7 protein-coding genes are annotated in these 12,603 nt (G+C 33.0%); 4 read left to right on the top strand and 3 right to left on the bottom strand.

What is annotated here, in order from left to right; translation table 11 throughout:
- Positions 1-120: 120 nt before the first annotated feature.
- Together AB4Z30_RS13590 and AB4Z30_RS13595 are read left to right on the top strand one after the other, a co-directional pair.
- The gene (locus tag AB4Z30_RS13590; protein WP_441927162.1) at positions 121-867 is read left to right on the top strand and encodes a hypothetical protein; all 747 of its coding nucleotides are present in this window, start codon (positions 121-123) and stop codon (positions 865-867) included.
- 1,722 nt (positions 868-2,589) lie between these two features.
- Positions 2,590-4,695, top strand: a complete 2,106-nt coding sequence (locus AB4Z30_RS13595) for a hypothetical protein (RefSeq protein ID WP_441927164.1) — start codon at positions 2,590-2,592, stop codon at positions 4,693-4,695.
- Positions 4,696-5,014: 319 nt separating this feature from the next.
- Here the strand turns inward: AB4Z30_RS13595 and AB4Z30_RS13600 are convergent, their stop codons facing one another.
- The 3 genes from AB4Z30_RS13600 to AB4Z30_RS13610 all read right to left on the bottom strand — a co-directional run bounded on the left by AB4Z30_RS13600 (position 5,015) and on the right by AB4Z30_RS13610 (position 7,959).
- Positions 5,015-5,191, bottom strand: a complete 177-nt coding sequence (locus AB4Z30_RS13600) for a GNAT family N-acetyltransferase (RefSeq protein WP_441927166.1) — start codon at positions 5,189-5,191, stop codon at positions 5,015-5,017.
- A 135-nt stretch (positions 5,192-5,326) separates the two neighbouring features.
- Positions 5,327-6,934: a hypothetical protein gene (locus AB4Z30_RS13605; RefSeq protein WP_441927168.1), complete on the bottom strand. Its 1,608-nt coding sequence runs from the start codon at positions 6,932-6,934 to the stop codon at positions 5,327-5,329.
- Positions 6,934-7,959, bottom strand: coding sequence for a hypothetical protein (locus tag AB4Z30_RS13610; protein WP_441927170.1), 1,026 nt, complete (start codon positions 7,957-7,959; stop codon positions 6,934-6,936). Before AB4Z30_RS13610 ends, AB4Z30_RS13605 begins: the two co-directional genes overlap by 1 nt.
- Before the next feature lie 535 nt (positions 7,960-8,494).
- Here AB4Z30_RS13610 and AB4Z30_RS13615 point away from each other — a divergent pair.
- Together AB4Z30_RS13615 and AB4Z30_RS13620 are read left to right on the top strand one after the other, a co-directional pair.
- A complete protein-coding gene (locus tag AB4Z30_RS13615; protein ID WP_441927172.1) occupies positions 8,495-10,546 on the top strand; it encodes an ATP-dependent nuclease in 2,052 nt (683 codons plus the stop codon).
- Positions 10,543-12,327, top strand: a complete 1,785-nt coding sequence (locus AB4Z30_RS13620) for a UvrD-helicase domain-containing protein (RefSeq protein ID WP_441927174.1) — start codon at positions 10,543-10,545, stop codon at positions 12,325-12,327. Before AB4Z30_RS13615 ends, AB4Z30_RS13620 begins: the two co-directional genes overlap by 4 nt.
- The last annotated feature ends 276 nt before the right edge of the window (positions 12,328-12,603 follow it).

The following is a 12,603-nucleotide window of genomic DNA, read 5'->3' on the forward strand; positions in this document are numbered from 1 at the left end:
TCCTCATCCCCTTGTCACTAGTAGTGTACCGCATACACTCTCTTAGTGTCCAAGTTCTCTAGGGGGCTAAATAGATTCTATCTTGATTAGGATACTTTACAAAAGAATGGAGAGACACTTTTGAAACTTAGCAATGAGAAGGAATTTAAAAGCCTGTTTGACTATAACCTTGGTTTTAAAGAAGCTCTCGCCCGTTTTTTCGAACAAGTGGCCAACAATTTTTCTAAAGTACTTGAGGAATTTTCCTCTAAAACAGAATGGATTTTAGATCCCGGAATGTTTATGAACACAAAGGTACTGAATAGTGTGCTGTTTTATCTCAATAGCAACAACATACATAAAGCAGAAAAATTATATCGGCGATATATGTTAAAATATTATACTTTAGAGAGAATTAACGAGATTGAAAAAATATGGACCGCCAACCCTACCTTAAATAACCGAATTAATATACTTAAGCAGGTGCTAGATGCCCACAACAATGGAATGTACTTTGTATCTGTGCCGACCATACTTTGTCAAATCGAAGGCTATGTTTATCATTCTTTTAATTATAATGAACATCTCAGACAAAGAGCTCTAATAAATCTAATAAAGGATAAGAACAATTTCCTTATCTATGCTGAATCAATTGGAAAATATTGCGAGAAGGTAATTTACACTTCTTTTAGACCCGAACAGCCCATTGAATCTAAAATTAGTAGAAATGCCATTTTACATGGGTTTGACCTCAACTATGGAACAAAAGAAATATCTCTAAAATTGATTATTTTAATGAATGTAATGCAGTATTTGATCCCATTAACAATACATGAAGAAAACAAAAATGTTAGTAGTGTAGAGATTGTAACTGAAAAATATAAATAGTCGAAGTTTTACTGAAATCAATGTAATCAAGAAGATCATAGGAAGTATCCAAAAGTCTATTCAACCAATGAAGAAAAAACACAAATGCAGAGAAAATGATCAAATATTTGAATATGTCAAGTTCATAATTCAAAAAGTCCAAGAAGCTATGGGTTTGGAAACCAAGTAGGAATGCCGACAAATCGAAAACCCTTGTTGGAACTTATTAGTATGGATAATAAATTCGCATTAGCAACTGAAGGCATTCGTGAGATTTTGAGTCTGGACGAACATTTTGAAATTATTGGTGAAGTAAACAACGGACAAAGTGGGGGGACAAGAACTTGATTCCATTACTGATTTGTTGTAGACCGTCAGTTTACCCCTAGATAAAAATAAGTGATCGGCAAATTATTTTGTTCAGTATTAATTATTTTTTTTTCGTGTCCTTGTGGAAGAATTCACCCTATCACGAAAGATAAAAATAGATCTGCCACAACCAAAGTTGAGTAGAACGTGAATAATAAGAGCAATTATATTTTAATATTTCGATGAAGTGCTTGGAGTATATTGAAAATCTTAGTGGTGACTTCGCAAAGAAATTGAAGTGTCTATGATAACATCCATATCTCAAAAGATCATTATTTATAATTTCGCTCAGGTAGAACAGAATCCCATGGAAGATTGAACAGTTAATTGTATACGTACAGGAATTGGAGCCAGATGCGATACTGACATTAATTTTATTCATAGGCTAATCGCCTTTAGACCAATCTAACTAAGCTTTTGAATGAAGAGTTCCTTCCCTATAGATTATCAGCTCCTTGGCGGGTTTCCACATCCTTGATGACCCAGCAATGATAGCTAGGGAGTGAATAGTGCTAATTCTAAATGCTAGATAATAAGATGGATAGGGAGATCGGTGACTGCTTATATGGGGAAGATGAGAAAGGGAAATCTCCGGCGAATAAATAAGAAAGCAACCAACCTCACTGCGCAGTACCGGAAGTTGTTGCTTTCTTTCCTTAAACAGTATTAATTTAAAGGATTATAGATCATTAAGAATCTTTTCTTCAACTAGAAAGCTGAGAATAAGGATCGTTGCAATTAAAATGAGTCTGTACACTATAAAAAATCAAACTCAAAGTATACTTTTTAGATCCCGTATGAACTCCGGACTGAAGACATCATTTTTTAGGGCAGATTTGAAAACAGATAGAAGTTCAGACTCAGTGAGATCAAGAGGTCTTGATTGAAAATGATATTTTCCATTCTTATTCTTGTACCAGGCAAATCGAATCTCATGGCGAGATTTACCCTTGACGAATATTTTTTGAATGGCAGCTTTGTCTTCGTGATCCATAGCATTTCGACCTTCGGTAATTAAATTGCAATAGGGAGTGCTTTTAATCAAATGTATCACCTCGTTATTGTTATCATTTTATTATGTTTCGAGGAGTTATCCCTATAGTCCTTTATTTACCTGTCTGTTTATCTCACGTGTAAATTTGCAAGAAAAGTTCATAGAGTCTGTTAATTTTCATGAAAATGAATTGCTCATATATAAATATACGAATGAGTAAAAAGAAAGACTAAAAGTAAAAACAGATAAGGATAAGTAGTCGGAGGGTGAGAATCAAATATACTAAAATGGAGTAGGTTTTTCTTAATATGACAAGGACATAATTATAGAAGATGTCTTATTTAGTGTGACTGTACATAGAAGCCAAAGGGGAGAAAAGCATGTGGGAAGATGTAAAATCGGTAAGAGAGTTATTAAGTTATAAAAGGTACAAACCAGCTTATGAATTGATGAAAAAGAGCATTTCGATTGCAGTGAAAGAGAATAACCATGAAGCAATAATCACCTTTTTAAGAAAGGAAATGATTCTATTAAATATGTCAGGTGATCCTAACCAAACATCGCTTTTCTGTAAGCTAGTTGCAGAACATTGTTTAGCCCTTGGGTTGCAAATTGAGGATTATTCAGAGCAATGTCGTGTACTTAATGTAGAAATGGATTGGTATAGTGAAGAATACAAAAGAATTGTTCGGAAACTGCATTCTCTAGATTCTTTTACTGCATTGCATGTAATTCTAGCGACATTCGAAAACTTAAATCAGGGCCTATTAGGAGCAAAGCCTACTAAGTTGGATCGTGTATTTTATTCGTTCTACGTTTATGGTATGGAAGCTGACTTTGAAAGTGGCATATCCGCCCTAAATCGTATGTTGAAACTATGGAAAGAAGGTTCCCAAATAGGGACTTTTAAAGGCAAGTTTAAGGAGCTACCTTACGTAGCAGATGCATTCGTTGATCTGCGATACCAACTAGCGCCGATAATTCGTGGGCTGAATTATCTAGAGTGGTTAACCAAGGAGATTTCTCTCAATCATGTCACAATGAATGTTTACGAGCATGAAGTCTCATTTATAATTCGTGATAAGGAAGAGTTTCTGCGTTATAAACTTCCATTTATCCGAGATACAGCGCGTATGCAAAACGTACTACGAAATAAAGGGAAAATCGAGGAATACTTCGGCTGGGGGAGCCAGGAAATTGACTATAGCACAGTTATTAAAATCAAAGAGAGCGGCGATGATTTTAAAGTTAATATTGACCAAAACACCTTTACCGCAGCTTACAAACGAGCTACAGAAACGGCTTATCAAAATCATCTACTAATAATCGAAGACATGTACATCACTAATCTTCATGAATTGAAAATTAAAGACAAATCTATTAGCGTTCTTGATGTTTTCTTCTTTTATTATTGTCTTCACACACTGGCACTTATTTATTTTCAGGGAACAAAACACTTCATTCAAACAACTGGCAAGGAGGCAAGAGCGCCATATTTAGTCATTGAGAAAGGACAAATCGCTGAGATCTTCAAACCAATTCTTACTACTGTTTTAAAGCGCACTATCGACAGTAAGGAAATTGATCAAATGATTAATTTGTTTACTTTCGGCAGTGATAAAATTTACGACTTGTACTACAAGCCATTAATACAATTGGGAGATAAGGTCATTATTATTCCTTCTCTCTTTATGATGAATAACTTTTCGAAAACTTTTTTACATCATATGAAGATGCTTGGAGTCAATTTGGCTGATCGTGGAGATGACTTCGAGAAAGCCGTCCAAGATTTATTAACTGAATATGGTTTTGATGTATATCCGACACCGATGCCTTATTCATATAAGTATAATGAGAAGCAATATGATGGTGACATCGATCTAATCGCCAAAAAAGGTGATCATCTGTTCATTGGACAATTGAAAAATCGTCTTGAACCTCTTGAGCCGCAGGATTACCGGGGGGCCGACAAAAAGATTAAAAAGGGAGTAGAACAAGCAGAGCAGGCTGTGCTTTATATAAACAGAAATAAAGATGAATTTTGTACTCGATTTGGAATCTCACGTAAAGAGCTTGATCGTTTAGAAATATATCCTTTTGTATTAGTCAGCTGTTTTTATGGTTCTGGGCAAATACAAGGAAACATACCAGTTATAGATGCCAGCGCGTTGCATCGTTTCTTAGAGGAAGGTGAAATTAGAGTACATGTTGTAGGGAAAAAAGAGGAGACATATTCTCGAAGTATTCGCACACCCGGAGAGGTTCTCTCGGAGGAATTTAAACAATTTTTAATCAAACCATATTTCTTGAGTGAAGATGTTTATGGAGTACATCTTGCGACCCGTCATGCTTATGAAATTAATGGCCGTAAATTTATTATTGGTCCTAAAGAAGTATGGCATGAAAAATATGACAACAGTCTAATAGCACAATCAGTCGAATATTTTGGTGAAAAGGGCTTAGACTTATTTGATGACAATGATTAGTATTAATAGCTATTGCTTATGAAGTACATGAACGTTAATAATACTGAAATTACGAATCAAAATTATGCAGCTTTCTTTTTCTCTGCACCTAATTAATAATGAGATTGTTGCTCTCAGTAAATGGCTAGCCTAACTTCTAATTATATATGTGGTTCTTAGTTGGAGTTGATCAGGGGATGTAAAGTACCAGTGAAACTAATCAGACTCTTATCCAGCATTATGATATAGGCTCTGACCAAGCGTATTAAATGGAAGGTGAAAAGAACAAACTTATAAATGTTATTCTGCTTACCGATTTACTCTAATTTCTGAAGTAACTTTATTCCAACCCTCTTGCCACGATGATCACGATGAATATAAATGGAGAGGTCACCGACATGTCATACACGCTTCTTGGGCTATACGAATTGATAGAAGCCCATCCGACCACTTGATCATTCTCTTCGGCTACAAGTACCGAGTAACGCCCCTGGTGCTTATTAAAACATTCGGACATGTAAACTTCATCTTTTATATCCGTTTCTAGCCGGGAAGCGATAGCATAATAAAACTAAGAAAGCAGCTGATCAATGTGATCGGTTGCTTTCTTCAACTAGAGTTACAAACTATAAATTTCCATCCCAAAAAACACTTAAATTTTTAAAGAGAATTCCTCTATTAATGCCTTAAATTCCTTTAAATGTTCATTTCCTAAAATTTTACTCGAAGTATGTGTAGAATAGTCAATATGATTTAAAGACTCCATACTGTCATACTTACCTACTTCTTCAGCTTTAAGAGTAGTTGTAAATATTACTTGCACATGTAGTTTAGAAAAAATATCTAAGACTACTAACTCTTTTTCAGTTGATAAATCTTCAGCACGGAAAGAATCTACAATAACAGGAAGATTATATTTTAATACTTTAGCTAGAGAATATAATTTCACAAGATGGTAAATTGTTGCTTCACTACCTGAAAATATTTGATTACTTTTAGTGAAGATAGATTCAAATTCAAGGTTTCCATAAGGATCAATTTTCGAATAAGTATCATTCATAAGACCTGTAATATTTAATATCAAGTCCCGTTGTTTTTTTACGAGATCTGTTGAAATATTAGCACTCTGAACTAATTCTGCCTCTATCTTTTTTATATCTTCATCTATGATATTTATACGATTTTCTGCATCACTTGCCGAAAACATGTCATTTTTAAAGGCAACTAACAATTCTAGGGTAACTTCATCATGCACAAGTATTTTATTCATTTCTTCTTGACGTTTATTTATTTCAAATGTGAAATTCTCCATATCCTCGCTGTATGCTTTGATTTTTTCTGAAATTGATTCAAGAATTTGCTGGCGAATTTCATGTGTAGACACATCAAAACTATAAGAATTTTTAACTGAACTTTTAAATTTGATATGAGTTGAGTTACAATCCATACACCTTAGCTCTCCAGACTCAATGGTTCTGTTTAAGGATTGTAGCTCTTTTATGGTCATCTCACATTTACTTTTCCTTGTTAAAGCTGCATTTCTCATTTTACTAAGTTCTAATATTTGGTCTCTAAGTTTCTCTACTTTATCTATTTTTGACTTAAAATTCTGTTTGTCATTAACACTGCTTAAGTAACTTGCTGCTGGATTATTTGAATTTAATATTTTATGTTGATTCAATAAACTTTTTCTTTCCTCTTTCAATTTTTTAATTTTATTCTTTGCTTCATCGTCGTCCTCTAAAGTTCTAGTACTATTATTTATATTGATAAATGAGTATAACATATTAAAAAAATCTACTTTATTATAATAATTCTTATTGGCGATAGTAGAGGTATCTTTTTTATCTTGACCTACAAAATTTAATTGATAAAACAATTCGGGATCGACAATTCTTTCTAATCCATTTTTTGTAATTGTAGGGAGCTTGAAAATATTTTTTGTCCAGTATCTTTTTAATTCAGAAATGCTATCGAACATCAATATTTTTTGGCCATTTCTTAGAATAAATGCATCAGATTTTCTGCAAAGTGAGTATAGTTGTTCTTTTACAGAGAAAACAACTATATGATAGTAATCTCTATAATTAAAAGTTGATGGGAAAGCAGGGCTATTTCCTAAACAAAACAAGAGACTTTGAATTAATATAGTTTTACCACGATTATTATCGTCACTTGAAATTATATTTAAGTATTCAGATAAATTATTTTCAACAAAAGCTTCTTCAGAATTCCCTATCGCTACCTTGTGAATTATCATTATTCTATGCCATCCTTTACAATAGATATAAAATATTTAAGAGAAACAGCATCAAAATCACTCTGATCAATTAAGCTAGCATCCAACTTTAAAAAAATCTTATTAATATCGTCTTGAGGATTTGAGACTATTGTTGAATAAACGTTTTCAAACAACATCCAAAATTCTTCTGCACGGTTCTTATTGAAAAGGGCTCTTGATAAAGCCAATTGACAATCTTCTAAAATAGTTTTCCTCTTTTCAGGTGGAGCTTTATGTAGGATGTCTGAAAAAGAAAATGGCACTCCTTTGTCAAATGGGTTTCTATTAATTATTCTTCCTAAAACCAAAATTTTAATTTCATTACTTGTCATATGATGATAATAATCAAGCGCCTCAAAGCTTGTTTCAATAATAATATTTTCGACAACGCCAATATTTTTTTTGCTGGATTGCTTATCTCTAATTTCATTAAAAATTGCCACAAGTGTCGATTCATCTGGAATAATTCCTGGATGAATTTTAAGAATTGATTTAACATATTCGCTTGGCTTTCTGTCATCAACAATGAACTGGACTTTATTTAAAAATGATTCAATTTCCTCATCCTTTATTGATTCATACTCAATATATGTTTTATCCTGAGATTCTTCTAATAGTCCTTCTTTTATTTTTTTCACGGCTTCAGTCTTCACATTGCTGATATTAAAGATATCAAGAGAGTTATCAATTCGAACTGTATTTGATACACCTCCGAGAAAAAGGAGGTAGTAGCCAAACTCTATTTCACTTCGATAATTCTTAAATAATGTAACGAGTTCTTTTCCGATTGCTTTAGGGGAAGAATTTTTGGCCCCCTTCGACTGCATATCCCATAATTTCTTTCCCATTCTATCCATACCGGTTAAATCATTAAAAAAATCCACAACAAAAAAGTAAATGTCATTGCTGTCATTTCTAAAATTCATTAAATAAAGTAAAGCTTTCGTTTCGTACTCTGCACCTGAAGGCCGAAGTCTTTCCGAAGACGTCACTTTATAAGCCATATCAGTGTAAGGCTCCTTTCTACTTTGAAGATTAGGGGGTTCTATACACATACTATTGTAGCAATTTACTCCCAAAATTCATATTAGTTGTTTAAATATCTTTTTTCTTGAATCAATATATTCCCAGAGAAGTATAGGATGATTTAGGTCAAGATCCAATCAGAAATCAAATTGTATGCAGAGCTTCTAATTATGATGTTATAATTCAGATTAATGATATATTTATACTCAATTATCTTTGTAGAACTATTAAAAATAGAATATATGCTTCATCAAATAGTGTTACAAAAGTTGTCTTTTATGATTATTTAGAGAAGAATATATGGCATAATGAAATAGTATTTCAGTCTATCAGGGGAAGTAATTTTACTAAACAACGCGCCCCTTAGATACTATGTTTTCAGGTAAGAGTGTGAGTGATATGGATATGATATTGAATCGATTAAAGACCAAAGGATTCTTCTCTTAAAAGGTACGTTAATTACGTTAATCTAACAAAAATTATATTTACGTAAGAATTGGGGGTACAGTACATATGTATATTTATAAAGTTGAAATTGAAAAATACAGAAATTTCGGAGAAAAGGAAATCATATTTAATGATGGTGTTAATGTGATCATAGGTCATAATAACGCAGGTAAGACCAACCTAATTAGTGCATTAGCCTTAGTTCTAAATTCCAACGGTAAAAAGAGATTAGAAATTCACGATTTTAATAAAAACACCTCTCTTGAGGAATTGAAAGTAAATCCACCCAGAATACGGGTAGGCGTAACCATAAGACAAAGTGAAAATGAAGAATTGCATTCCGATGATCTGGTCACAGTAGCAAACTGGTTAATCAAGCTCGAAGAGCCCTATGAGGCACTATTGACATATGAATTTTATCTTCCCGAGAAAGAAACTGAAAAGTATGTTAGGGCACTTAGCAATGTCACCGATAAAGAAAAAGCTTGGAAAATCGTCCAACAGGATTTTCTAAGATTATATGTAAGTAAGATCTGGGGAGGCGATGTAACAAGTCAGAACATAGCGGATAATGAATCATTGCAAAAATTTGATTTTCAATTTCTGGATGCAATTAGGGATGTAGAAAGAGATATGCTCTCTGGTAGAAATACTCTTCTCAGAGATGTACTAGACTTCTATATGGACTACGACATAAAGTCAGACCCAACCATGACAGAGGAGCAAAAGACAGAAAGGATCAAATTTAAAAAACAAACCTTTTCTGACGGAGCAGATTCTTTAATCCTGGATCTTATAAAGCGAATGGAGCTAGGTAAAGGACATATTTTATCTTATGCAAAAGATACTGGTGCATCTTTTAATAAAGCAAATCCAAGTTTTGATGGAAGTATCTCTGATGTTGAGATGTTTTCGGCTTTAAAGCTAATAATTGAGTACGAAACCGGAATCAAGATCCCTGCAACGCATAACGGATTGGGATACAATAATCTGATTTTCATGTCACTATTGTTATCTAAGATGCAAGTTAGTTCAGATGGTAACTATCTAGGGAGTAACGCAAAAGTCTTTCCAGTTTTAGCAATTGAAGAACCTGAAGCACACTTACATCCAGCTATGCAGCACCAGTTTCTAAAATTCTTATTAAAAAATAAAGAAGAGAAAAAGGTCAGGCAGATTTTCGTATCAACACATTCAACCCATATTACTTCCTCTGTATCATTAGATGAAATGATCTGTTTGCATAATGAGGATGGTGAGACAAGTGTGGGATATCCAGGTAAAGCATTTCAAAACAATGAAAAAAGCAAAAAATATGTGCAAAGATTTCTTGATGCCACCAAATCTGATATGTTATTTGCTCAGAAAGTTATTTTAGTTGAGGGATTGGCTGAGCAACTATTATTCTCTACCTTAGCTAGATATGAAGGATTTTCGCTGGAGGAAAATCACGTAGCAATTGTAAATGTTGGAGGAAGATTCTTTGATCACTTTTTAAATTTATTTAGCTCAACCAATCCGTATAGCATCAATAAAAAGATAGCATGCATTACAGATCGAGATCCCGAGAGAAAGGAGAAGAAGAAAGGGGCTAGCTATAGCAAATGTTATCCTTTTGAATACGGAGTACAAGAAGATAAATATGACTACAAGCACAATCCCTCATATAGCTTATTTCCGAAAGAAGGACATTCTAACATCTTCTTCTTTAGTCAAGATGAAAAGGAAGGCACAACATTTGAGTATGATCTAATTTTGCACAATCCCTCACTTGAATTGCTTGTTACTGAGTCGATGAAAAATCAAGAAGAGTTAAAGACAATGATGAGATTATTTAAGTCGGGTGCTGAGTTAGAAGCTTTTGAAGGTCTCCTTAGAGTAAGTAAAGAGAATGAAAGAATTTTGAAAGGTATTAGCTCAAATACTACATGGAGCATAGATGAAAAGAAAAGAGCAATTATTGCTTCCCGCTACTTAAATTCAATTGGAAAAGGAGAAAACGCCTTGGAACTGGCTTACATTCTAACAGACAACATCAATAAAAAAGGAAAAGAAGGTTATCAAGAATTCGTTGTGCCTCATTATATTAAGGAAGCAATAAGTTGGGTACTTAAATGATAAAAATACATTCTAAAACACTAATCCCAATCGAGGAGCATTTCCGAGTATCTGCCGGTCCTGGTGCCGGAAAGACATACTGGCTCATAAATCATATTAAAAATGTTCTTCATCAAACTAAAAGACTAAAAAAAACACGGAAAATTGCCTGTATTACATACACTAACATTGCAGTGGATACCATTTTAAAACGATTAGGAACTAATATACATCAAGTTGAAGTCTCGACTTTACATAGTTTTCTGTATAAACATGTATTAAAACCGTATGCTACTTACCTCAGTAACGAATATGAACTAAATATTAAAAAAATGGATGGACATCAAGATCAGGTACTTCACTTTAAAAAAGTAAAGCATTGGATTGAAACTCATCCTAATTCAGATCAGTTAGTAAATCCTTATTCCGTTAATCAACTGATTAAACTACGTGAGAATGTTGAAAGCATTACTCGGTGGCTCAAGAGCTTAAAATATCACATAGACAAAAATGGAGATATTTTACCTATTTGTGATAATAGACAGGCTTATTATATAGCCAATGAAGACGATCGAAGGTATTTAAATAAAAATTGTTTAAATATCCTTAGTTTAGATTTGCTCGCTTACAAAAAACTCTATTGGTTAAAGGGCATTCTTGAACATGATGATGTTCTCTTTTTCAGCTATCAACTACTAAAGAAGTATCCTTTTATTTTAAATGTAGTACGATCTAAATTTCCTTATATGTTTATTGATGAGTTTCAAGATACAAATCCAATACAAATTGAAATCCTGAAATTAATTGGTGCACAGGAAACAATTGTTGGAATTATTGGCGATGAAGCTCAATCTATTTTCGGATTTCAAGGCGCGGTTCCTGGTCAGTTCTCCTCTTTTAAATTGCCTGGTTTAGTGGAGTACGTGATTGAAGATAATCGAAGAAGCACAAATTCTATCATAGATATTTTAAATATTATTCGAAAAGACATAAAGCAAAATAAAATTAGAAATATTCAAGGAGATATTCCAAAACTCATAGTTGGTGAAAGGATGGCTGCATTATCCTGCGCAAGAAAATATTGCAACAACGGTGAAGATATTTACTCATTATCTCGTGATAATCCAACATCTAATGCAATGAGAAGAGATTATAATGGAGAATATATGAATGATAAACTAATTGAAGAATTTATTGATATAGATAAATCCTCTAGCAGTAATAAATACAGAAGCAAGGTAGTTGTTAGTTGCTTGAAAGCTGTAGAATATGCCCGAGAAGGAAATATAAATAAGGCAATAAAAGAACTTGAAAGTTTTGAAAGAGATATTTATGATGCTGGTGAACGAAAGAAGATAGCATTAAAGTCACTTTATCTATTGCTAAATAAGTATGATGACTTCAAAAATAAACCGCTATATGATTTTTATCTAGTAGTTAAAAATCATATAAAGTCAGACATATCTAAATTAGGCAAAGGGGTAGCCGCAAGTTTTTATGAAGCTAATTCTTATGAACAATTAGCCCTATGTGTCAACATTAGCGAAGATTTTAGTAATCATAAGACGATTCATAAGTCAAAAGGAGACGAGTTTGAGAATGTACTTGTTGTTTTTAATTCTTCAGAGAAACTGGAAATCTTTCTAAATCCAGATTTGGAGAARAATGAGGAACATAGAATAGCTTATGTAGCTTTGAGTAGAGCAAGAGAAAGACTCTTTATTACTGTTCCGGAAATAAGCGATGATCTCGTAAGAAGATTGGAACCGATATTTGAAATAGAATTAATTCCTAATTTTTAAAGTTTAATAGACATGGAGATGACTTAGTGGAGTATCTAAAGTTATTAAATATATCTGGGATTTCTACACTTACCGCTATTGTTTTTATTGTAGTTATCGGAATTAATTTTTACAAATCATCAGATCCTGAAAGATTATTTGAATCAAACCAATTAAATATACTTAGAAAGATAATCACTGAAGTAATTATTTTTTTAATAATAACAATTGTACTAACTTCAGCGCATACAGTTGGGGCTAGTCGCCCTTGGTTAATGTTTGTAAATTTGTTTTTTA

This window comes from Paenibacillus sp. 2TAF8 (assembly GCF_052114825.1).
In the GTDB taxonomy this organism is placed as follows: domain Bacteria; phylum Bacillota; class Bacilli; order Paenibacillales; family Paenibacillaceae; genus Paenibacillus.